General features: G+C 54.7%; 16 protein-coding genes. 5 read left to right on the top strand and 11 right to left on the bottom strand.

The features are described 5' to 3' along the window. Positions 1-246 precede the first annotated feature (246 nt). Together KA369_06525 and KA369_06520 are read right to left on the bottom strand one after the other, a co-directional pair. Positions 247-969 (bottom strand): enoyl-CoA hydratase/isomerase family protein, encoded by a 723-nt coding sequence (locus KA369_06525; protein ID MBP7735613.1) that lies wholly within the window; start codon positions 967-969, stop codon positions 247-249. Between the two features lie 211 nt (positions 970-1,180). Continuing rightward, a complete protein-coding gene (locus KA369_06520) occupies positions 1,181-2,086 on the bottom strand; it encodes a cation transporter (protein ID MBP7735612.1) in 906 nt (301 codons plus the stop codon). Positions 2,087-2,584: 498 nt separating this feature from the next. On the opposite strand from KA369_06520, the gene KA369_06515 reads away from it, so the two are divergent. Beyond that, positions 2,585-4,033, top strand: coding sequence for a hypothetical protein (locus KA369_06515; GenBank protein ID MBP7735611.1), 1,449 nt, complete (start codon positions 2,585-2,587; stop codon positions 4,031-4,033). Between the two features lie 24 nt (positions 4,034-4,057). Beyond that, positions 4,058-5,122, top strand: coding sequence for a serine/threonine protein kinase (locus KA369_06510; protein MBP7735610.1), 1,065 nt, complete (start codon positions 4,058-4,060; stop codon positions 5,120-5,122). 4 nt (positions 5,123-5,126) lie between these two features. Here KA369_06510 and KA369_06505 read toward each other — a convergent pair whose 3' ends face one another. From KA369_06505 to KA369_06495, 3 genes are all read right to left on the bottom strand, one after another. Continuing rightward, positions 5,127-5,516, bottom strand: a complete 390-nt coding sequence (locus KA369_06505; protein MBP7735609.1) for a hypothetical protein — start codon at positions 5,514-5,516, stop codon at positions 5,127-5,129. Between the two features lie 245 nt (positions 5,517-5,761). Then, on the bottom strand, positions 5,762-6,016 hold the full coding sequence (locus tag KA369_06500; GenBank protein ID MBP7735608.1) for a hypothetical protein: 255 nt from the start codon (positions 6,014-6,016) through the stop codon (positions 5,762-5,764). Between the two features lie 166 nt (positions 6,017-6,182). Further along, complete coding sequence (locus KA369_06495) at positions 6,183-7,520, bottom strand: hypothetical protein (GenBank protein ID MBP7735607.1); 1,338 nt, start codon at positions 7,518-7,520, stop codon at positions 6,183-6,185. A gap of 345 nt (positions 7,521-7,865) precedes the next feature. Here KA369_06495 and KA369_06490 point away from each other — a divergent pair, with 345 nt between their 5' ends. Then, positions 7,866-9,533, top strand: coding sequence for a hypothetical protein (locus tag KA369_06490; GenBank protein ID MBP7735606.1), 1,668 nt, complete (start codon positions 7,866-7,868; stop codon positions 9,531-9,533). A 71-nt stretch (positions 9,534-9,604) separates the two neighbouring features. Continuing rightward, the gene (locus KA369_06485; GenBank protein ID MBP7735605.1) at positions 9,605-10,696 is read left to right on the top strand and encodes a glycosyltransferase family 2 protein; all 1,092 of its coding nucleotides are present in this window, start codon (positions 9,605-9,607) and stop codon (positions 10,694-10,696) included. A 67-nt stretch (positions 10,697-10,763) separates the two neighbouring features. Here KA369_06485 and KA369_06480 read toward each other — a convergent pair whose 3' ends face one another. Next, positions 10,764-15,014 carry a CoA activase gene (locus KA369_06480; GenBank protein MBP7735604.1) on the bottom strand — a complete coding sequence of 1,417 codons (4,251 nt, stop codon included), beginning with the start codon at positions 15,012-15,014 and terminating at the stop codon, positions 10,764-10,766. A gap of 342 nt (positions 15,015-15,356) precedes the next feature. Between KA369_06480 and KA369_06475 the strand changes: the two genes are divergently transcribed. Continuing rightward, positions 15,357-16,961: a hypothetical protein gene (locus KA369_06475; protein MBP7735603.1), complete on the top strand. Its 1,605-nt coding sequence runs from the start codon at positions 15,357-15,359 to the stop codon at positions 16,959-16,961. Between the two features lie 2 nt (positions 16,962-16,963). Here the strand turns inward: KA369_06475 and KA369_06470 are convergent, their stop codons facing one another. The 5 genes from KA369_06470 to KA369_06450 form a co-directional block, all read right to left on the bottom strand. Next, positions 16,964-18,592 carry a long-chain fatty acid--CoA ligase gene (locus tag KA369_06470; GenBank protein MBP7735602.1) on the bottom strand — a complete coding sequence of 543 codons (1,629 nt, stop codon included), beginning with the start codon at positions 18,590-18,592 and terminating at the stop codon, positions 16,964-16,966. A 255-nt stretch (positions 18,593-18,847) separates the two neighbouring features. Beyond that, a complete protein-coding gene (locus KA369_06465; GenBank protein ID MBP7735601.1) occupies positions 18,848-21,034 on the bottom strand; it encodes a SpoIIE family protein phosphatase in 2,187 nt (728 codons plus the stop codon). A gap of 30 nt (positions 21,035-21,064) precedes the next feature. Beyond that, entirely contained in the window at positions 21,065-22,048 is a 984-nt protein-coding gene (locus KA369_06460; protein ID MBP7735600.1) for an LEA type 2 family protein, read from the bottom strand. Positions 22,049-22,080: 32 nt separating this feature from the next. Further along, positions 22,081-22,545 (bottom strand): hypothetical protein, encoded by a 465-nt coding sequence (locus tag KA369_06455; GenBank protein MBP7735599.1) that lies wholly within the window; start codon positions 22,543-22,545, stop codon positions 22,081-22,083. A gap of 253 nt (positions 22,546-22,798) precedes the next feature. Continuing rightward, the gene (locus KA369_06450) at positions 22,799-23,539 is read right to left on the bottom strand and encodes an NAD-dependent deacylase (GenBank protein MBP7735598.1); all 741 of its coding nucleotides are present in this window, start codon (positions 23,537-23,539) and stop codon (positions 22,799-22,801) included. Between the last annotated feature and the right edge of the window lie 32 nt (positions 23,540-23,571).

Genomic DNA, 23,571 nt, shown 5'->3' with positions numbered 1-23,571 from the left:
TTCCATTCTGATTCCCTGTTTAGGAGCGGGGTGCTATCCCGACCAAACGCCGATCCTGCAAGCAGCGACTTCAAAAGATATCTCGCGGAGGCGCAGAGGCGCAGAGATATTTGGTTAGTTAATCTTTCAGGTATATTTTCTTTCTCGTTAAAATTGCTGTTTCCATTAATCAAATATCAATTTACTCTGCGTCTCTGTGCCTCTGCGAGAAACGACCCGCATGGCGAAGGATAAAGCTCATGCCCATCAGTCCAGAATAAGCATGGTTCCGGTGTTTACGTATTTCGCGTCCTCGTTGTCCATGATCTCGATGATGCGGTTGTTGAGGCGCCGCTTCATCTCGCCGAAGATCCCCCGCTTTTTCTTGTAGGACTTCGCGAAAGCCAGGGACCGGGCCATCAGGTCGGCCTCATCGGCGCAGGCCTTCTCGATGATCCCGTGGCCCTCCAGGTCCGCGGCGCCGTACCGCTTGCCGGAAAAGACCATCTCCTGAAAAAGGCGGTGCGGCACGTACCTGGTGATAAAGGCGATCTCGCTGGGCAGGAAGGGTATGCCTATATCGACCTCGGGAAAACAGAAATAGCCCCGGTCCGCCTTCATGAAGCGGAAGTCGCATACGCAGGAGAATATGGCTCCGGCGCCGAAGGCGTGGCCGTTGATGACGGCTATGACCGGCATCGGGAAAAGAAGTATCTTTTTGAACATCTCATTGATGGATTCCATGAAGGTGCGTATCGCCGCCATGTTGCCGGCCTGGGCCAGGCCCAGGGCCCACTGCACGTCCAGGCCGGTGGACCAGAACTTGCCGTCTCCCGAAAGGATCATGACCGACGATATCGAGGTATCCGCAGCTATTTCATCCATGATTGCGATCATGGTGTCCGTAAAAACCTGGTTCATCCGGTTTTCCCCGTTGGACATCTTGATGACCGCGACCGATTCATTCTTTTCCCATGACAGGATGCTCATAACCCTCTCCCGGTGGCGCATGATGGCGCGGCCCCTCTCCGGGCCATGCCGTTATCGCGTTTTTTTCACAGATGCATTGATATATCATCTGGAATGAATCACCACGGGCGGAACCGCATGTCTACAAAAATTCTCTTTCTTTATGAAAGGATATGATATTTTTGTTATGCGCCAAGGAAGCACTTTGATCGTCGTCCAGCCTGCATTTCAATCACCGTACATCCGGCTCAAAAAAGGACCACCGTATGGCGGGGAACTTTTCCTTCAGCGCGGCTTCGCAGGCATTGATGGCCTCGGTCTGAAGGGCGCAGCTCGGGCATTCCTTCATCTCCGCCTTGACCGCCACCATGATGTCCGGTCCCATCTGCAGGGTGATGATGTTCAGCACCTGCCGTATCTCCTCCCTGGAACAGAGGAAATCATGGATCTCCCTGCGGGTCGCCTCGCTGGTGCTCTGGCCGATCAGGAGGTTCTTGACCTCGTTGCCGACGCTGACAGCGACGCTTACGAGAATGACGCCGATGATGACGCTCCCCAGGGCGTCATAGAACGGGTCGGCCGTGAAAAGGGTAAGCAGTATCGACACAAAAGCCACGGTCAGACCCAGGAGGGCGGCCAGGTCCTCGCCGAAGACCACCAGGAGCTCGCTCTGGCGGCTCGTCCTGAACCACCGGAGGAGGCTCTGACCCCCCCTTGTTTTATTCACCTGTCTCAGGCAGCCGGCCAGGGAAATCGATTCAAGGACAATGCTGATGCCGAGAATCACCAGGGCCACCGCCGGGTTCTCCAGCTGCTCCGGAGCGTTCATCTTCTTGATGCCCTCGTAAACAGAGAAAAGGCCCCCGAGGGAGAAGAGGATTATCGCCACGATGAAGGACCAGAAATAAACCGCCATGCCGTACCCGAGGGGATGCTCGGGGTTGGCCGGCTTCCTGGACCTTTTTATCCCGTACAGGAGCAGGCCCTGGTTGGCGCAGTCCGCAGAGGAATGCACCGCCTCGGCGAGCATTGCGCCGGAGCCGGTCACCATCGCCGCTATGAATTTCGACAGGGCGATCAATAGATTTGCGCCGAGGGCAAGGAATATGGAGATCAATGATCCGGATTGGTGTGACATCACGCGTCCCTTTATATGCTTATCCGAGTTTTAGACACTCAGATATAATTTTGTCTATTACTCACCTTTAATGATTATAATAATTTTGTCAATTGCTATGTATATGGAAATGAGCAGAAAGTATTATTTAGAGGCGAAACATGCCTGCTTATTGCTTTGTTTGTTTGTTAGCAAATGATGTCTGTTGTTTTGCTGCGGAAGGTTCATCGTGAACCATCCTCGCTTCACGCAAAAGCAGAGCCTTATTGCGACATCCTGTCGCGGCTCTGCACTCGATCATCCTGATCAGCGCACCATGTTTTGCTCGTTTGAGAGATGATTTTCTACATGTTATTCAATTCCACTTCGCACTAAGCAGGCATTTTTCGCCTCTGATGATTTATTGGACGTGAGAATTGAATCATACTATTTTTTCTATTGATTTTAATACACCGTGAATTATATATGATCAACTCAATGAATTGACTTAACAGAGTATTATACTCCAGGAATCAGGATATGACTGGCCTTGTAACGCTCGCTCTCACGGTATGGATGAACATCGCGCCCTATAACTTCGGCGATGTCCTGAAAGATATCTCCCCGGACAGGAAGGGCATGGACGCGGCCAGGGAGATCTCGCGGCTCCTGGACAGGACTTCGGTGCGCCATGTCTCCGATCCGGAAACCGACGAGTTCATGAAGTACCTCCGGTCGGTGATGGAGCAATTCGATTTCATGAAGCTGTATGAAAGCAGGTACTTCACCGACAACGGCGGCGGTTTCAGGGCCCTCAGATACCAGGGATGCACCGCCGGCGACAAATATCATGAAGGCATAATGACGCGAAAGGACGGCCGCTGCGCCTTATCCCATGCCTGGGATTATTCAACGGAGTACGGGCTGAAAAAAAACGACGCCTCTGTCGCCGGCGCAAGGTCCTTTATCGTTTCAGTCGAATCATCGACAGCGACAAAAAGCTACTCCCACCGCAATGTCATGCTCTTCGTCGAGGGCCTGCTGAAAGTGATCGATCCGGACAACATCCGGAACCTTAAAGCTCCGGAAAGCCCCCTCTATCCGGAGATTGAGGGGATTTCCCGCAGGGTGATCAATGAATTCAACCGCTCCTTCCCCAGGGTTTCAGGGCTTTTTAACCGCTACTCGGTGATACGGTCCTTCCTCGATGTTCGGAGCCACGATAATAAGCCCTACACGCGCCTTGCCTTCAGGTACGGGTACTGCATCGCGAATATCAAGGAAGATTTCCCCGAGCTGGGCAAATCCCTGGAGAACGTCAGGGGGTTTTACCGCATCACCATGGTTGTCAGGAACAGCGGCAACCGCACGGTCATGACCGTCGTTTTCGACAGCCGCGAAGACGCCCTCAGCCTTACCCTGTGCACCAGGCGCGGCAGGCTTATCCCCATTGATGATACAGGCAACCCCGTTTTCACCGAGGAGATTTCATTGACATCCCTCAAGGACTACTCCTACAAGGCGGTGGTCGAGATGGTCCATGACGTCCACGGCCTCTCCTTCACCACCGACACCATGGTGGTGAGCTTCAGGTACAGGGACGAGCCGGCCCGGGGATCATGGACCATGAAGCTTGAAGATGTTTCGAAGACCCGCATATCCGGCAGCTACTACCACATCATCCCGCCCTGGATGATAAACATGTTCATTCCAAGCAACATGGAACAGCTGATTTACGACCTTTCCCGCGTCATGGTGAAGGCCAACGGCGGTAGCGGTTCCATAGTCTCCTTCGAATGGGACACCGGCAACGCAAACAATGTAATTTTGAGATTCAGGGCCCTGAGCGAGTTCATGGACAATTACTTTATGAAGTATGCCCTCAGGGTCTGGAGCAAGAAGGCCATGTCCAACGAGAAGCTGACAGGCGAGGCGAAGGCGCTCCGGGGCAAGTTCATCGAGGCATTCAGGGCCGACATGAGATTCTAATTTACCAAAGACCGGCAGGGATTCATGGCAGAGACAAGCAATTTCTTCTTTAATTTAACACCTGATATCGTGATCAAGGCCCTTGAACAGAGCGGCTTTGACCCCACGGGGCACTGCCTAGCACTGAACAGCTACGAGAACCGGGTCTATGACCTCAGGCTCGAAGACGGCTCCCACGCGGTGGCCAAGTTTTACCGCCCCGGCAGGTGGAGCCGCGACCAGATCCTTGAAGAGCACCGGTTCCTCTTCGACCTCAGGGACGATGAGATCCCGGTCTGCGCCCCTCTCCCGCTCCCGGGCGGAGATACCCTCCATGAAATCGAGGGTATCCTCTACGCCGTGTGGCCCCGCACCGGCGGCAGGGTCCCGGATGAGCTCTCGGACACGGAGCTGCAGATACTGGGACGGCTCTGTGCCCGCATCCACAATAACGGCGCAGCAAAGAAGGCGCCCCACCGCATCGAGCTCACCGGCGAGACCTACGGCCTGCAGCCCCTCGCCTTCCTGGAAAAGCATGATTTCCTGCCGCCCCACTGCAAGGACCGGTACCGCAATGCCGTAATGGAGGTCGTTGAGATTTACGAGACGCTCCGCAAGGATGTTCCGTTCCACCGAATACACGGCGACTGCCACCTGGGCAACCTGCTCCATGGTACGGAGGGCTGGTTTTTCCTGGATTTTGATGATTTCCTGACCGGGCCGGCCGTCCAGGACCTGTGGATGCTCGTTCCGGCCCGGGACAGCGAGGGCCTGAGGCAGCGGGAGGTATTCCTTGAAGCGTACCGGCAGTTCAGGGATTTCGACGGCTCCTGGCTACGCATGGTGGAGCCGCTCCGGTCGCTCCGGTATATCCGCTACGCCGCCTGGATCGCCCAGCGCTGGGACGACCCGGCCTTTCCCGCGGCCTTCCCCCATTTCGGCACCGTCGATTACTGGGAAGCCGAGACCAGGGACCTGGAGGACCAGCTCGATTATTTCTATAACAATACAAATGACCTTCCCCAGGCCATGCAGAGGGCGGAAGACAAGCCTGAAGAAAAAGAGCTCACCAACAAGGATTTCTTCTGGGACTGGGAGGATAAGAAGTAAGGGACTAACTCCCACTCCAACCCGCGACCCTGGCCCAGATCCACCACGCGGCATAGGCGATGCGGTTGCAGGTGATTCTCTGGTTCGTTGTATGGGCGCAGCTGCAACCATAATAATCAGTGCCTTCATCGTGGGAAGTCATCCAATCATAATAAAATGAGACAGAGCCTGCTATGCCGTCATCATTGGCGGTGGCATAATAGTTATCATTCATGTCGTGCGTTTCAATGGACCAGTAGTCAATACAGTAGCGGTTGTTGATCTGGCAATGCTCGGTAATGAGCGTATGGCAGTGATAGGCCGATGTTGTACCGACGCTTTCCCCGTCACCGTTGGGATGACCAGTCATGAATACGAAGGTGACAGCGGGATACTCGGTTATCAGCGTCTCCATTCTATCAATGTATGATTGGTGGTTATGGCCGGCCGGGTCACACCAGGAACCCATGACCACATTGATTTCTGGATGGGCATTAAGATAGGTTCGAACGCTGGCATCCCATGTCGTTTCCTGCGCGCTCAGATCATAGCCGGCTTCCTGGAAATAAAGGGAACCGCTAACAGGCGTACCACCCGACGTGAAAGAAAATTTCGCACTATCCCCGCTCTTATAACTTAATAGACCGGTCATGCCGGTGATTACCCTGCTTCCATGGGATGTGTGAAAATAATATATTTCAGATTGTTTTTAGCTGCGTCAATGGCGGTCTGGGGAATGCTCCGCAAGACGCTCTCCTTTGCCACGCGGTAATCCGCTATGGTGTCGCCGACACCGGCGCTGGCACCGCCCGACGAGCTGTACCTGCTCAACACCTGGGCCGCCGTGAGCCCTGCCATGGTCTTTTTCTTGTTCTGGTTATTATCATAGCATCCGGCAGTGACCATTAGAGCCATTATTGCGATGCCAATGTATAAATAGTACATTGAGCTATATAGACCTATCCTCTTCATGGATTTCCCCCAATGGTTATATGAATAGCGGTGATTTGTATGTATATTTAAGCATCATATTTATATCTACAGCAGGGTCAAAAAGTGCAATAAAAAATCCCACAGACCTTTACAATATCCCCGGTATGAATCGGTAGGGCACCTCTTTGCAATATTCCCGGTACGCCGGGTCAATGGAGAGGTGCCGCTCCTCGGTGACGGCCCGCAGGTAGTAAAGCCCGGTCATGCCAGCCAGGCCCAGGACCTGGACCAGGACAGCCGGGGCGTTCTGGCTTACGGCCTGATAAATGACATAGGGCATCATCACGCACCACCAGGAGAAGTTCTTTGCCGCGTAGGCAGGGTGGCGGATGACGGCATAGGCGCCGGTCCTGATGATGCCGCGGTGCGTAAGGTTCGAAAAGCGGAGCCCGAACACCACCGTGGCCGACATGTACACGACGTAGCTCATGATGGAAAGCAAGGCGAAGAGCGCCACCGCCCAGGGGTGAGGCATGGTGAGAAAGCCCTTTTCCGAGGGTATGGTGAAGTAAATACCCAGGAAATGCTGAAAGGGCGGATAGCAGAGCACGGCCGCCATCCACCCGAGGAGCGTCGGCTCCACCGAGAGGCAGGTGTTCCTGAGCCACCGCGTGGATAGCGTGTATCCGCACCAGGCGAGACCCACATCTATGGAGAATATAACGGTGAACGCCACGTTGTAAAAGTCCATGATGCCGAAGCGGATATTTTCCTTGATGCCGGCCAGGACTGCGACAATGTAGCGCCAGTTGCCCACCAGGTGGGTGAACTGGTCAGTAAAAAAGACGGTCATCAGCGGAACAAAAAACATCTTCACGAGCAGCGCGAGGAGTATTTTCTTATCGCCGGGGCCGAAGGTGTCGGCATTCCCGTCGCTCCTGATATCGAAGAGATCAGGCTTTTTCAGCAGATCAAGAAGATGGAGCCTGCCAAAAATCCTGACGAGGGCTTTAAGGAGAAGATAGGCCGGCTCCCGCCGGTCAGCTTCAGGATCATGCTGCAGCGAGCGGGTCAGCACAATGTAGGGGAATCCCCATAGCAGATAAAGGTCCCACGCAATATTCAGAAGCACAAAGAACGGCCTGTAGTAAGGGTTCCGACTCGCGACACCGTATTCATTGGCGAAATTGAAAAAAAACAGGGCCCCGGCCAGGATCGCCAGATCAAGGGCATAGTTGACGGCGCATTCGATGATAAATGCCCCGAAGCGCCTGTTTCTGATCTTGGGTGAAACCGCGATTACATGGCCTTCCTTTTTATATCGTATCGCCATTTCAATGGCGAACATGACAAGGGCGCAGAAACCAAGGACCAGGAGTATCCCCTCGTGAGAGCCATGGGTGAGCTGTGAAGAGAAGAGCCACCAGCCGTCATCCAGGGCATTGGTGACAGCGGCGAAGAAACCGAAAGCCAGCACCAGGACCATGCCGGCCAGCCCGGAAAGGTATGAATGCCGCGCCAGGGTGTTCTCGGCGAGGTCCTATTTTAATTGTGTTACCGCCATTGTCAATTCAGATCAGGAAATTATGGACGACAATGCATCACGCTCATCCTCATTAATCAAGATAAAAACATCTCTTGGGGATTCTGCGGTATTTTATGAACAATAGTTTAGTTTTGTGCTTCCATTTTTTCCCGAATGTTATATAATCCAAGCTAATCTCCCAATTTTTTCTTGACAGTATTATTCAGCGGGCTACTTTAACCATATGGTTTAACCTTTTGGTTAAACCATATGGTTAATCAATACGTTTTAAGAGCCGTTATTGCCATGGATTCGAACAAGAAGCTTCATAAAGGAATTTTCTTTATATCGTTATTGTTTGCCACCATACTGTTCCACAGTATCGAATTCAGGGTCGCGGCATGGAATATCGACGAGCTGATATTCGCCACAGGGGGCCAGTCAATCCTGGCCGGTGACAGCTTATACAGGGATTTCGGGGATAACAAGCCGCCATTAATCTATTATACCTGCGCCCTCATATACAACCTTTCTGGAAAATCATACGAGGGCTACCTCTATCTTTCCAAGGCCATTACCATCGCCGTCATATTTTTAACGGCCCTTGGCCTATACTTCGTCGGCAACAGCCTGGGCGGCCCAGCCATAGGCATGATTTCAGGCCTCCTGTTCGCGGCCTACAGCATCTGCTCCCAGGGATCTGAAGTGCTGGGCGGAAGAACTGAAATGTATGCCACACTGATGAGCGTGATCAGCCTCTATTTCTTTGTTAAGAGGGATCTTTCTCCCAAGACGATCGACATCATCCTCTGCAGCATTTTCCAATCCCTGGCCACCCTCTATAACACGCGATTCGGCATCATCATGGCTGTTTACGGATTATTCATACTGTACAAGCACGGCATTAAAAAAGAATCCGTCAAAATGGTCCTGGCCCTGTCGGTTCCCTTCGTGCTGCTGGCGGCGGCGGTTCCCACATACTACTACTTCTCCGGCGTCTATGATTATTATACGTTCTGGCAATCGACGATAGTGAAGCATTATCTCGGAGTCCTCCGGCTGAACATGAAATTTATATCGGCATTGATGATACTGCTGTTTTTCGCGGGCCTGATGCCGATGGTTTTCTTTGCCGTCTGCCAGGTGATTGTCCAATGGCGGGGAATCCGCTCTGAAAGAGCGACACCGGAAGAACCGGCATCAGGTGAGAACAAGGCTCCCTTTCTCTCGCGTATTGCGTCGAAGGCGGGAAGAATTACCCGCATGTTCCAATGGAATCAAAATAGCGAAGTGTTCATTTTCCTGATGATGATGCTTCTCATGGAGTACCTGGCGTTCTTTACCGGGGGCAAGCCCGGTCTTCGCTATTTCTACATGATGTACATACCCCTCTGCCTCCTCACCGCCCAGGGCTTCCATGCCCTGTACCGCCACGTTGAAAGCTTCACCGTCAGCAAAGAGCTGGCGGCCATGGTGAAGGTCCTGATGGTGCTGTTCCTCGCGACGTCTCCGTTCTATTTCATGGCCATTCACATGAACACACAGCGTCCCACGATCCATGAGAGCATTAAACAGTACAAGGGCGTGGTCGAGTACATTCAGAAGAACACATCGGACCGTGACAAAATATACGTATGGGTAAACGTTACCCCGATCTATATCTACTCGGGCAGGACCATGGCCACGTCAATGGTCTATCCGGCCGAGTTTCTCTGCCGCTATTACTATTATTCCCGCATCTCCAGAAAAGACATAACGGCGTGGGATATTTTCCTGAAGCAGCTGATGAATGAAAAGCCGGCTCTCATCGTCGACGATACTGACGGCTTCAACACGAAGAAAGACGCCATGCTCTCGCATATATTCAGGGATAACTATATTGAGATGAGGGCCGCCGAAATGAGGTCGTACATCAAGGACCACTACAGGCTGGCTGAAACCATTGACGGATTCGACATCTACAAGCGGATTTAAAGAGCGTTCCGCTTATCGAGAGGATCCATCACACATATATAAAAAGAAATATTCGCTGCTTGGAGGCTGCTATGAAGAACAAACCGCTCGTCTCAATCATCGTGCCAACGTACCATGAGGCCGAAAACATACCGGAGCTGACGCAACAGATCAACGGTGTGCTTACCGGAGAGAAAATCAACTACGAGATAATCATTGTCGACGACGACTCACGGGACGGCATCGACAGGGTCGTCAAGGGGCTGTCAAGGGCGTATCCCGTCGACCTTCACGTCAGGATCAACGAAAAGGGCCTCTCCTCCGCGGTCATATTGGGCTTTTCCCTGGCGCGGGGAAACATCTGCGTCGTGATGGACGCGGACCTGAGCCACCCCCCCGGAAAGATATCGGAATTGATCAAGCCCATCATGGAGGGGAAATCGGAATTCGTGATCGGCAGCAGGTTCGTGCCGGGCGGGAGCATCCCGCACTTCAACTGGTTCAGGAAGCTGAACGCCTGGGTATCGCGCATGCTCGCGCGGCCCCTGGCGGCGGTGAGGGACCCGATGTCCGGCTTTTTCGCGTTCCCGAAACACCTGCTGGCGTCCGCCGGCGACCGGCTCAACCCGCTGGGGTTCAAGATTGGCCTTGAGCTTCTGGTCAAGACCGATCCCCGGAACATCATGGAGATACCGATCCAGTTCCAGAAGCGGCTTCACGGGGAAAGCAAGCTATCCCTGAAAGAGCAGCTGTTGTACATAGCCCACCTGTTCAGGCTCTATACATACCGGTATGAGGTCATAGTCCAGTTCGTCCAGTTTTCCCTGATCGGAGCTTCGGGGATACCGGTTAACCTCTTTACCGTGTACCTGGCATACAAGGTATTATCGCTGCCCTATTCGACGTCCCTGGTTCTCGGTTTTATCTTTGCCGTGACTTCGAACTATATACTTAATAAGTTCATAACATTCAGCAGGACAAAACCGTCCAACTCAATCATGCAATACCTGGAATTCATAGCCATCTGCCTGGCGGGATTGTCGATAAACCTTATCATCTCGTTATCGCTCTACAACCATGTCGGTTTTTTCAGAAGGTATTACATATTCACGGCCCTGATCGGGATCCTCGCAGGCACGATAATCAATTACACGGGAAGCAAACTGCTGGTCTTCAGGAAATAGCATTGCCGCGTTTCCGTCATGCAACGGCCAATCCTCCGCTCCGGGATTGGCCGCCGCTTCCGCCCCATCACATAGCCTTGGAAAAATCCCTGCGCCGCGCTTTCCGGGGATATTTCAGATACGGTATCACGTCCTCATTCCGCGATGCGGTGGTGCCGTCATACTCGATGGTGACGATGGGGATGCCGGTGAGCTGCTCGATGCGGTCGGCCATGGCCTCGGTCACCATCGAGGGACAGCAGTAGGCCGGGTTTGTCTGCACGAAGAGCGACAGGTCCGGATGCTGCTCGATGATGTGGAATATCTTCATGATATTCTCCATCGATTCGCCCGTGTGGTAGATGCTCAGGCCGAATTTCGTGAGCACCTCTTCGGCGTCGTCGAGGAGCCTGAAATCGCCGCCCGGCAGCACCTGGTTGAAATACCTATAATACCTCTTGTTGAGCACCGTGACCACCTTGGTGAGCACCTTGGCCAGGGCGGCGTCGCCGAAGAGCCCCTGGAGGAACCATTTCTTGATATAGCGGTCCGCGACGATGGCGATCAGCTCGCTGTAGGGGGTGGTGATGACCTCGCCGCCGTTGGCCTCGATGGTCCTGATAAGGCCCTGGTTCATGATATCGTTGTCGCGGACATAGAGGTCGCCGAAGATGGCAACCTTGGGCCGCTCTGTCCTGGTGACATCGATGGCCTTGAAGAGGCCCATCACCTCGGTCAGGGCATCCTCCTTGGAGCGGCCGCCGGCAAAGGCTTCCCTGAGGATCTTCACCGATTGCATCAGCGCCCGGTCGGTCGCGCCCGGTACGTTCTCGTAGGGCCGCACGTGGCAGGACATCTTCCTGAGCATCCCGCCGAACATGAAGCCGAGATAGCACTGCACCGCGGTCGGCACGGCTATATCGACGAAGGTGATGTCCCCCATGTAGACCGCTATGTCCTCGTACCCTTTTCCGAAAGACTCGAGGAGATACTTCGTGTAATGGGGAAACATGCCGATGTTGCAGGCGATCTTCGAGTTCATGCTCCAGATGACGGACCTGGCGGGGTCGAGGCCGTGCCGCTCGATATAGTCGATGCCGTTCTGTACGATGATGTTGAGGGGAATGCACTGGCCGGTGTTGAATCTCATGCTCCGGTGGATCGAGTCGGGGCTTTCAGAGACCACGCGCGCATCAATGCCGTCCTTTCTCAATATCTCTTCGATGAATCCGCAGGTAATCCAGTCCCAGTTAGGCAGGAGAAGGGTCTTCCCCGCGAAGATGTCCTTTCCCTTCGAGAGACCGTCAGCGCGAATGACATTGAGGGTCGCGGGAACGTTGCGCGACGATTGGTGGTGGTTGCGGAAAGCACGGATGGCCGCCTCGATCCTCGTCTCGTAGCCGACGCTGGAATCGTGCTCGTCCAGCTGCAGTATCAGGTAAGGCTTTCCGCTGCCGTCCATGATCTTCTTGAAGTATTCCATCACGTAGGAATCGGGCGTGCATTTGAAGGATGTTACGAAGACCGGGTACACCCCCCGAGCGGACGATATGGCCTTGGCCGAGTTCAGCACCACGGACGCGTATTTCCAGTGGATCATCTCGAGGAGATGGTCCATGTCGGCGTCGTCGTTTTCCTCCTCGGGGAGCATGTCCTGGAAGAAGGTCTTTATCCCGTGGCGGGAAAAGATCTCCGGGATGCCGTTGTTCATGCTCCGGGAAAGGATGGTATAGGGGCGCCCGACGAAGACAACATGGATATCGTCGGAGCCGGCCGATTCCTCCTCGTAGAGACGCCGGAGCTCCTCCCGTGACCGGATGAAATGCTCGCTGGCCTGGTCATAGGCATTGGACACCTGCATGAATCCGATGCCGTTTCCCTTTATCGTCTTCATCATCCGGAAGAGCTGGACCTTCAGGTAAAACGTCCCCAGGTTGGACCGGATCAGGGGCGTGAGGATCTTATCCTTGTTCCTGATGTCGATGGCCGACAGCACCAGGGACGGCGAGTACTGGGTATAATAGCAGTAGTTCCGCTTGACGGCCCGGCTGCTCTGCCTGTTTTCCATGTAATGGGGGAGAAAGATATAATCGGCGCGGTCCGCCAGGTAATTCACGTGGCCGTGAAGGGCGGCCATGGGAGCGCAGAACTCGGCGCCGGTAAGGTTCTTCCCCTCGGCGATGCCCTGGCGGTACTGCTCGCTCGTGACGGTCCCGACGTCCAGGAGATCGAAGAACTTTCTCCAGAGCGGCATCTCGTCGAAGAGATGAAGCGCGGCGGGTATGCCCACCGTTACTGCAGGCCCTTCGCCGGCCTCTTCGCGGCCGGGTTCCCGCAGGGAGGCGTTCAGGACCCTGTTCCGCTCCTTGATCAGGTCAAAGGCGTTGGGATGCCTCACGTAGGAATCGGTCTTGTAGTCGCGGCCGCAGAGGAACCCGAAGGCCGCGGTCTCCCCCATCACCTCGGCGACGGTGATCTTGCAGTGGTTCGCGCAGAGCTCGCACACCTCGGTGCGGACCGGTATATCGTTCCGGTACAGGCCGATGCCGCGAAAGGCGGTGCTCCGCTTGCCCTGGTCATGGAGATGCAGCGCCACGCCCATGGCGCCGGTGAGGTGGCAATATTTCGAGACCATGATGGGCCTTCCCAGGCGCTGCTCGAAGGCGGCCACCAGGGCCCGGTTCTTCGCCGTGGCGCCCTGGAAGAACACGCGATCGCCGATATTTTTCTCGATGGCCACCTTGGTCAGGTAGTTGTCCCGCACCGAATGGAGCACCGAGGCCAGCACCTCGTTCACGGAGAACCCTTCGGAGAGGTAGTAGTTCAGGTCCCGCTCCATGAATACCGTGCACCGGTCGCTGGACATGGGCGCGCGGGCCCCTTCGGCCCGCCGGGAATAGTCAGAAAGGGGACAGCCGAGCTTTTTCGCCTGCTCCTCGATGAAGCTCCCGGTGCCCGCCGCGCACACGTGGTTCATGATCGAAAAGTTGACCATGCCGTTGCGGAGCGTGGTGAACTTCGAGTCCTGCCCCCCGATCTCGATGACCGTGTCAACGGCGGGGTCCAGCTCGCAGGCCGCCCGGGCGTGGGCCGTTATCTCGTCCAGGGCTATGTCGGCGCCGATGATGCCGCCTATGAACTTCCGGCCGGAGCCGGTCGTTCCCGCCCCGAGATACCGTATGGATACGCCCTGATGCATGGTCATATCGTCGATCCCCTCGAAAAGGGCCTGGACCGCGGCCACGGGCCTTCCGGAGGTCCTGGTGTAGAGCCCGGCGAGGACCCTCCTGTCTTCGTCCAGTATCACCGCCTTGGTGCTGGTGGACCCTATGTCCACGCCCAGGTACGCGCCGTACTCCCTGCCCGATTCAAGGCGCTCGTAGATGTCGATTTCCACCGGCACGGTGAATCCGTTATTGACCGGCCGGAATTCATACCGCTTGATGCTGTCAAAGGAGGGGTACTCGGACAGCTTCAGGGTGAGGGAATCGTAATAATAGTCCTTTTTCTTTTCATGGACCAGGATGATGTCTTCCGGTTTTCGGATACAGGCGGCGATGCCCTTCGGGTTCTCATCGATATAACTCAACGCTGCGCCGATGGCTCCGTAGAGGTGCGAATGCTCGTGGGTTATGATATCGATGTCGAGCATGCGCGAAAAATGCTTAACCACGGCCCGGTTCTTGGACACACCGCCGCAGAAGACCATGGGCCCGCCGGGCTTCACGTTGCTGAAGAGGGTGTCGGCTATGTTCCTGGCGAGGCCGAAGGAGAGGCCGTCGCAGATCTCCTCGCGGGAATATCCTTCCTGCTGGGCGTGGATGAGATCGGTCTTGGCGAAAACGGCGCAGCGCGACGCAATTTTCGGCACGCTGCCGCTGTTGCGGAAGGCCAGCTCGCTGAACTCATGGATGCCGGAGAGGCTGAGCCGCGCCGCCTGCTGGTCCAGGAAGCTGCCGGTTCCGGCGGCGCAGGAGGTGTTGGAGCGATAATTGAGATATTCCCCATCCCCGTCGAAGAGGACGAGGCCGAATTTTTCGCCCCCCACGATCAGGATCGATCCGACCTTCCCGTGAAGGTGCTTTGCAGCCCTGATGGCCGATACGCGCGAATCGTACGCCACGGCGCCGTCAATGATCTCCGGCGATGATGTTGTCGCCGCCAGTCCTCCGACGGAGGCAAGGTCAAAACCGGAGAGGAGCTCCTTCAGTGTCTCGGCGATTTTTCCGCGGTGGAAGGCATAGGCGGTCTTCCCGATGTTCCCATCCCGGCTCACCTCAGCCAGGGAAATGGATATGGACCCAATGTCTATGCCAAGAACAGTGGTTTTGTTCGTCATGATGTTAAGCCTCTTTATGTTTTTTAAGGTAATACATACAGCCCCGCTGCCCGGCAGGGGCGCGGATTATAGTATATCTTTTTTCATTGTCCTTCAATAAAAAAAGTTATCTGCCCATAGGAATTTCGGAGACCCTTGTCAATGAATATTTTATTAATGTTACAACCGACCGGTTGGATTGCACGAGACATATTTACCTCTCCAAATATGAATAATTTCCATAATGCAATTATTTATCATTGGATTAAGAACGCTTGATTATTGATCATTTTTATACTGGACAAAAATCAATTTTTTGACATCTTGCCAGAATTATAGTATTTTAAAATGTACAAAAGATATATGAAAACAGATAATAAATCAACGCCAAAAGATCATATCGATTATACACCCTTCGAAATCCTCCAGATCAAAGGAAGTTTCGTTTATATTATAGGCCTCATCGTGGTTACCGCAACAGCAGCGCTGTTCCTTGCCATAGCGGATATGGGCTTTCTGGACATCATGAGGCCCATTGCCGTTGATACTGTCGCCATCATAATCGCCATAATAATATACCGCCGCAAAAAAACACGCAAGAAAGCGGTTGTCCTGCCATGGATTGCGGCATTCCTAACCGTGCTTATACCGCTGGTGGCCAAATATAATTACGGCTTCCGCGAGGGATGGACCTTCGCGCTCCAATCCTATAACAGCACGGCCATGCTGATCGTTCTCGTTGTAATGATGTATCTTCTCTACAATCGAAAACTTTTTATATTCTTTTCAATCTTCGCCCTGGCAAACTGGATCTTCTTTTTCTGGTGGGCGGTATATAACGGAGCGGATGTTCACTGGTATGCCTCTGAAAACGGAAAAACTGTAGTGTCCGGCGTGATATTCCTCCGCGAGGTTTACTTCATACTGGCAACGGCCATCCTCTTTTACCTGGTATACCGGAATATTCCCGTGGTCGAGGAATTCAACAGCCGCACCAACGCCCAGCGCGCGGTGATCGAGAAGCAGGCTGAGGCCCAGCGACAGATAACTATGGAGATCAGGGAACGCATGGGCCGTCTCTTCGAAAGGGTGGACGAGCAGAACAAGCTGGTGACGCGGTTCAACGACAAGATGCAGAGCCAGTCCGCCGGCTTCGAGGAGATGTCGGCGACCATGGAAGAGCTGTACAGCTCATCGGAGAGCATCAACAACACCGCCAGGGACCAGGTCGAAGGGAACGTGGCGATGGAAAACATCGTCAACGATTTCCGGAGCATCAAGCAGGAGACAACGCAAAAGCTCAGGGACACCTACAGCGACATCGAGGAAATCGTGGCGCAGACCAGCATATCCAACGAGAGCCTGCGCGAGGTCGAGAGCACCATCGGAAAGATCAGCGACCAGAGCAAGGTTATCGGCGAGACGGTGTCGATCATCGTCGACATCGCCGACAAGATCAACCTCCTCTCCCTCAACGCCAGCATCGAGGCGGCGCGGGCCGGCGACTACGGCCGGGGCTTCGCCGTGGTGGCGGACGAGATCGGCAAGCTGGCTGTACAGACCAGCGAGAGCATCAAGGAGATCGAAAAGGTCCTCTCTTTCAGCACGAAAACCACGGCGGAAGGCGTCAAGGTCATAACCACGACGGCGGACACCATCAAGAAGCTCATCGGCAAGATGGGCGAGAGCTCCGGCAAGATCAAGGTCCTCCAGGAAAGCATCCTGGTCGAGGAGCGGTATATCAACGTGATCATAGACCAGATGACGAAGAACATAGACCTTGCCAAGCAGATCGGCACAAGCACGACGGAGCAGAAGAAAGCCATCGGGGACACCACCAAGGCGATCGACGATTCAAATCATATCGTCGCCGAGATGGTACTGGAGATTCGCGAGCTCGCGGACACATCGGACTCCATCCTCAAAAACGCCATGGAGCTGCTGGAAAAAGCCAAGGAAGCCGTGTAGTTTCAGGCGCCGAAATCCTTCACATTGAGCATCGGGTACACGATCTTCCGGAGCTCCTTCTTGGAGAACTTGCCCACGCTGGTCTTCGGGATCTCCTTTAAAAACACGACCTCCTCCGGGAGCCACCACTTGGCGACCTTCCCCGCGAGGAAATCGACGATCTCCTCTTTCGCGAGCTCCTGTCCCGGCCGCGGCACCACGCAGGCGCAGGGGCGCTCCTGCCATTTTTCATGGGGTATGCCTATCACCGCCGCCTCCAGCACCTTCGGATGCTCCATGATGGCGTTCTCCAGGTCGATGGACGATATCCACTCGCCGGCGCTCTTGATCATATCCTTCACCCGGTCCACCAGGCTGATATATCCCTCCCCGTTCATGGTGCCGATATCGCCCGTGTGGAACCAGCCGTCCTTGAAGACGCGGCCGCTGGTCTCCGGGTCTTTATAATACTCGCTGGCGATCCAGGGGCCGCGCACCAGGATCTCCCCCATATCCTCCCCGTTCATGGACGCCTCCGTTCCCTCGGCGGTGACGATCTTCACCTGGAGCCCCGGCACCGGAATGCCGGCGGTGGCCTTGTACTTTATCTTTTCATCGATGGAGAGGCCCGCCATATAGCTCTTGGTGCCGGACAGGGTGACCAGCGGCGAAGTCTCCGTGGCGCCGTATCCCTGGGCCATGTTGACATGATACTTCTTTTCAAAGGCATCCATGAGATGGACCGGCAGGGCTGATCCGCCGGAGTAAAAATTGCGCACCGACGAGAAATCGTGCTCCCCGCCCCCCTCGAGGTAGTTGTACATCATCATCCATATGGTCGGGACGCCGCAGGAGAAGGTCACCCCCTCATCGGCGATAATTTTACAGAGCGACTTCATGTCCAGGATCTGGCGGCCCGGCAGCACCTGCTTCATGCCGAGCATGACGCTCACGAAGGGCGCGCCCCAGGCGTTGGCGTGGAACATGGGCACGATGTGCAGGGTGCAGTCGCTTTCCAGGGCCCCCAGGGTGGCCGCCACCGAGTAGGTGTGAAGGACCAGGCCGCGGTGGCTGTACACGACGCCCTTCGGGTCGCCGGTCGTGGCTGAGGTGTAGCAGATGAGGCACGGCTCGTTCTCGTCCCGGTCGACGCTGAAGTCGTAGCTGTCGGGGAAGTCCCTGATGAAGTCGTCGTAAAGGACGGCCGGAGCGAGCTTCGTCTGGGGCATTTTCCCGGTCTGGGACATGACGACAAACAGCTTCACCGTCGGGAGCCTGTCAGCTACCGGCTCCAGGAGGAAGAATATGTCCTCGTCGAGAAAAACGATCCTGTCCCCGGCGTGGTTGATAATGTAGACCAGGTTTTCCTGGGACAGGCGGATGTTCAGCGTGTGGAGCACGCCTCCCATGGCGGGGATGCCGAAATAGAGCTCAAGGTGCCGATGATTATTGAGGGCAAAAGACGCCACCCGCTCACCCTTTTTAAGGCCCCAGGCATCAAGGGCATGGGCCAGCTTGCATATTCTCTTGAACCAATCACCGTAACCGTAGCGGAACGTCTCTGTCGGATACACGGACACAACCTCTTTTTTAGGATAAAAACGCGCGGCGCGAAGCATGAAATCGGTAAGCAGGAGAGGGTAATTCATCATGGCAAGGCCTCCAAAAGATAAAAATTCAACGGCGCAGTGCGCCCTTCCCTTCTACTTCGGAGTCTCGGATACAGGATGAAAAATGTAATGTAATTAAGCGGGAACCAGTTTTACACGACAGACGAGTCATGCTCTAGTTACTATTATACAATTAAACATTGAAATTGTCAACAGGTGAGACTATTAAAAATGTGGAATGGAGAAATGCACAAGGATCGACCGCCCACAACGAGGACTCACCAGGCCTTTCCCGGCTTATTCGACCCTCTTCATGATAACCATGGTGACGTCATCATCGAAATAATAATCCTTCAGCGCGGCAAGGACGCCATCCCTGATCTCGTCGGGGCCCCTGGAGCCAAGGCTCCTGACGATATCCCTGAAGCGATCAAGGCCGAACATGTCCTCGGCGGGGTCGCGGACGTCCCTGGCAGAGCCCTGCCGCCACGCGTCGGTGACGCCGTCGGTGTAGAGCACCAGGGTATCGCCGACGTCCATGGAGAAATCGCCGGTGGCCGGACGCTTCATATCCTCGGATATGCCGATCCAGATGCCGTTCGTCTCTATCAATTCGACGTCTCCCGAAGCGCCCCGACACACCATGATGTGCTGGTGCTGGCCGGAAAACATGAACCGCCCCCGGGACAGGCAGGCTATGACGGTTATGGTCATGTAGCGGTCCTCGTCCAGTTTGCGGATGTTCTCAGTGATGACGCTGTTGACGCGGTTCAGGAGCGCGTCCGGCCGCAGGTTCGGCTTCCCGCCGATGGCCGTGTGGATAGCCGTTTGCACCATCATCATGATGAGGCCGGCGGGCACGCCATGGCCGGAAACATCGCCGATAACGATCCAGTCGAGCCCCTCGGCGTTAATGATGTCGTAATAGTCGCCCCCGACCTGGTCGGCAGGCCGCATGTATGCCGCGATCTCGAAACCCGGTATGGCCGGCGAGCGCGGCAGCAGGATCGTCTGGATCTTTTTCGCCAGCTCCATCTCGCCCCAGAGGGCGTTCATGGCCTTTTTCAGCTCCGCGGTGCGCTCCTCGACCTTGTGCTCAAGGCGCTCCGTCAGCATGGTGAGGCTGCTGTACATGACGGAGTTGTCCATCGCTATGACGGCCGCGGCCCTGACATTGTTGATGAAGCGCACCTCGTAGGCCGTGAGCTGTCTTAAATTCTGCTTTTCCGGCAGGGCCAGCAATGTCAGGAGTCTTCCCTTCTGCACAAAGGGAACCAGGTACATGGCGTCCAGTTCCCTGAAAAGGCCGAGGAGGCTGTCCCGCACAGCGTAATCCGCCTTGACCTCCACAAGTGCCCTGTCAACCAGGTGGTTCGCATCGACGAACCACGTCTCCAGTGCCGGATCGAGACTGCACGTCTTCATGCCCGAATCGGCAAAGGCCGATTCATCCAGCCGGCAGAGGAACATGTCGGCTCTTTTGAATGACAGGGTTTTCCTGATGAGGTCAGTAAACTGGCCGACCAGCTCATCCAGCGTTTTCAGGGTGGATATGCTGTCAATGAAGGCCGATTCGATGGCGCCGAGGTTGTACTTGCGCCTATTGAACAGCTGGTCTATAAGAGGCTGCACCCTCCTGAAATAATAATAGTTGCCGATGAACCAGGCGGCCCCGATCATGAACTGGTACACAGCCCCAATCCTGCCCATGAAATAATAGGCGAAGTAATAAAGCGCGATGTTGGGAATCAGGATCAGGGACGACATGGCGCCCCAGATCAGGGATACATGGAGCACGCTCCTGATGTCCAGCAGACGGTTACTCAGGACGCCATACCCGAGAAAGGCCAACGGGAGGAACATCAGGTTCCCCAGGGGGTAAAAATCGATGCCGTTCATGGCGGGCAGATTGGATAGAGTGAGCAGCCCCGTCAATATAAAGGAAAGCAGGATATAGATGAGCTTGAGACGTATGATCTGGTTCTTTTCGGTCCTGATCTTGCGGAAGAAAAATACGATAAAATAGGCCACCACCACCGCCGAATAGAGTCCGAACGCCTGCAGCATGACGCCGCCCTTGGCCATATAGCCCCACGAGTAAACGTAAAGACCATAGATGTAATAGTCCGTCAGGGTCGACAGGGAGAGGAAAAAACTGATGATAAATGCGGCGGGAAGCATCACCCTGCTCCTGGTCCCGGTCATGCGAAAAAAATAGAGCACGTTCAGGGCGGGAAGATACACGTAGAAGAAATGACAGGTCCGTTCGATCCTCATGATCAGTTCCGTCCTGCCCCAGAACAGGTGGTGACTGATGAAAATCGGAAGCAGCAGGGACCACCAGATGCACAGGACTGCGAACAGTATGTTCTCGCGGGAGAGCCTGCCCCTGATGACGGCGGTAAAGGCCATCATGAGGCCGATCACCAGTGACAGCAGCGGCGGTATTATGAACAGGCTTCTCGTCTCAAAGGAAATATCCATGGCGCCCAATTGCGTGCCTATCACTCCCGATTACTTGATCGCGAACTGCCCCTTCTCGTTGAAATCCAGCTTGAGCGGCGACATCTTTATCTCGTCCGGAAGCTTGACGCTGGAATAGCCCTTGAACTGGTACGCGCCGGTACGGTTTGTCAGGAAATTCACGATTGACTTTCCCAGGGCCTTGGAGCTGAACGTGTTGGCTATCCGTATGACGGAGCGGTTCCCCTCGTTGGTGGTCCTGCCGGTGGTGCCGGCAAGAATCTTCGCGTCGTTAATAGAGAAATCATAGGCGAGATCCCGGAACTGGAGCCGGGCCTTCGTGTTGTTCTTCACCTCCACGTCGAAACTGACGCCGATGGGAACGTCAAGGGATGTGAGGTCGAGGATTTCCGCCGGGCTGGTCTTTCGTCCTGACAGAAGGCCCTGGAACATGTTGAAGAGCTTGTTCGGCTCCAGGTTTTTTCTGCCGGTATCGACCAGGGAGCGCCTGATCTCGTCGATAGTGGGCGCTTTCACCTCAAAATTGGTTATGGCGAAAGAGGGTTTCAGCGCCGGTATCTTTTTCTGGACAGTATAATTGAAGGTAATGCTCTTTTTGATCGAATGAAGCGCCTGGGGAAGAGGGATCACGATATCGATGTCGATCGCGCAGTTAAGGTCTTCACGTTCCGTGTAATCTTTTATGAGGCGGATGATATCGGCATAGGCGATCGTTACTTTGACAGGGGTCACTTCGCTGCCGCCGGCCTTCACGGTCACTCCCTTCGGGGTCCTTGTCTTCAGGAGCTGGTTCCCCTCGACCTTGACGGTGAATCCCACATCCTGGAGCTTGAAGCCCACCGGGTACGGATTATCCAGGGCAATCTCAAAGAGAAAGGTCACGTCCTTCAGGCTGATGGAATCAATGTCGAACTTTTTAAGGCTTACCTCCGGCTTTTTACCCAGGAGGCTTGTGATGGATGCGCATGACAGAAGCAGTACCGGAAAGAGAAGCAGAGCGAGCGATTTTTTCATGACCTTTAGTTCCTCCTTTCTAAATTTAACTTTTACAGTATCATGGCCAGCACCCCTTCATCACAGGAAGGGAGCAGGTACACGGTGACGGTTTTATCATCGACCTTCACGACAGCGTGGGCCCCTTCATCGCCGCTGCCGCACTTTATGGAATTCCATGCCATGGTTTCTGGCTTGGTGACCTTTTTAAACGACGGCAGGGCAACGGTGCCGATCTTTTTCCCCAGATAGAATCTCTTGATCTTTTCTGCCACGAGCAGGGCCTGCTTATGGTTCTTCTGGATCAGAGCAAAGGTAATTCCGCCGAACCGGGTCGAATCAACCTCCCTTATGCCTATAATGACCGGGTACTTCACCGAATTCGCTTCGGCAAAGCCTTTCATCACCTTGTATTTGATGCTCTGACCCCCCTCCATTCCCTCCTGGGCGGCACCATGGGAAACCGATAGAACCACCGAAAGGATAATAAATATATTACACATATTGAGGTGTTTCACGGAAAACCTCCGGGCTGGATCGATGAATTTCGGCGGCGTACGACGGCCGGGATTGTCCGACCTTGTCCTGTATAATATCTTCGGTTCAAAGCATGTCAAGAAATAAAAGCCGCACATCTTCTGTGCTCAGGTGAGGCCATGATTCCAGGACAAAGCTTTGTCATCAAACCGGGCTCTCTCAAGCCGGGCTCTGACCCCCTTTTTTGAGGATTTTTCCCCGGACCAGGCTCTGACCCCTTTTTTCCACTCATGTTTACCCATGGGGCGGCATGGTGCCGAGAAGATCCGGCAGCACCTCTTCGGCCCTGCCGCGGATAAATACATCTGTGATTGAATTGGTAAGCCCCGTAGGCTCTATGTTGATCTCGATGATCTTCGCACGGTTCCCCTTGGCCACGACCGGCAGCTCGGCAGCAGGGTTTACGACGGCCGATGTTCCTATGATCAGCATCGCGTCAGCCGTGCCGGCAAGGAGCCGGGCTTCCATGAGGGCGCCGAAGGGCAAAGCTTCGCCGAAGAAAACCATGCCCGGCTTTAACACGGCTGAACAATGGGGACAGAGCGGATCTTCATCCATGATTTTAAAATCCGCGCTATTAAAAACAGTATTACAGGTGAGACAGCGGAGATTCCCGATAGTGCCATGGAGCTCGATAATGCTCCTGCTGCCCGCGCGTTGGTGAAGGTTGTCGATGTTCTGGGTGACAAGACCCTTGAGGACACCGCCACGCTCCATTTCCGCCAGTGCGCGATGAGCTGGATTGGGCTCTGACCCCTCAATTAATGCTATGAGCTCCCGGGTCATATCCCACACAAGGTGCGGATTGTCCCTGAACACGTCGATGCGCGCAAGGGCCGGATCGTACACCTGCCACAGGCCGCCCCTGCCCCTGAACGCTGGGATGCCGCTCCCCGCTGAAATCCCGGCCCCGGTGAGGGCAGCAAGGTAATGGGATTTCGAAATTATTGACCGGGCATCTTTTATGGATTCCATTCGTGTCCACTTGCCACCCTAATGGGGGGGGG

Source organism: Spirochaetota bacterium (genome assembly GCA_017999915.1).
Classification (GTDB): Bacteria; Spirochaetota; UBA4802; order UBA4802; family UBA5550; genus RBG-16-49-21.
Note: the sequence above shows the minus strand (reverse complement) of the source record. Positions and strands in the feature narration are given on the sequence as shown.

Coding starts and splice junctions, on each gene's coding strand:
- KA369_06525 (MBP7735613.1), bottom strand. CDS start 969: ATGAGCATCCTGTCATGGGAAAAGAATGAATCGGTCGCGGTCATCAAG.
- KA369_06520 (MBP7735612.1), bottom strand. CDS start 2,086: ATGTCACACCAATCCGGATCATTGATCTCCATATTCCTTGCCCTCGGC.
- KA369_06515 (MBP7735611.1), top strand. CDS start 2,585: ATGACTGGCCTTGTAACGCTCGCTCTCACGGTATGGATGAACATCGCG.
- KA369_06510 (MBP7735610.1), top strand. CDS start 4,058: ATGGCAGAGACAAGCAATTTCTTCTTTAATTTAACACCTGATATCGTG.
- KA369_06505 (MBP7735609.1), bottom strand. CDS start 5,516: ATGGAGACGCTGATAACCGAGTATCCCGCTGTCACCTTCGTATTCATG.
- KA369_06500 (MBP7735608.1), bottom strand. CDS start 6,016: ATGGCTCTAATGGTCACTGCCGGATGCTATGATAATAACCAGAACAAG.
- KA369_06495 (MBP7735607.1), bottom strand. CDS start 7,520: ATGGTCCTGGTGCTGGCTTTCGGTTTCTTCGCCGCTGTCACCAATGCC.
- KA369_06490 (MBP7735606.1), top strand. CDS start 7,866: ATGGATTCGAACAAGAAGCTTCATAAAGGAATTTTCTTTATATCGTTA.
- KA369_06485 (MBP7735605.1), top strand. CDS start 9,605: ATGAAGAACAAACCGCTCGTCTCAATCATCGTGCCAACGTACCATGAG.
- KA369_06480 (MBP7735604.1), bottom strand. CDS start 15,014: ATGACGAACAAAACCACTGTTCTTGGCATAGACATTGGGTCCATATCC.
- KA369_06475 (MBP7735603.1), top strand. CDS start 15,357: ATGAAAACAGATAATAAATCAACGCCAAAAGATCATATCGATTATACA.
- KA369_06470 (MBP7735602.1), bottom strand. CDS start 18,592: ATGATGAATTACCCTCTCCTGCTTACCGATTTCATGCTTCGCGCCGCG.
- KA369_06465 (MBP7735601.1), bottom strand. CDS start 21,034: ATGGATATTTCCTTTGAGACGAGAAGCCTGTTCATAATACCGCCGCTG.
- KA369_06460 (MBP7735600.1), bottom strand. CDS start 22,048: ATGAAAAAATCGCTCGCTCTGCTTCTCTTTCCGGTACTGCTTCTGTCA.
- KA369_06450 (MBP7735598.1), bottom strand. CDS start 23,539: ATGGAATCCATAAAAGATGCCCGGTCAATAATTTCGAAATCCCATTAC.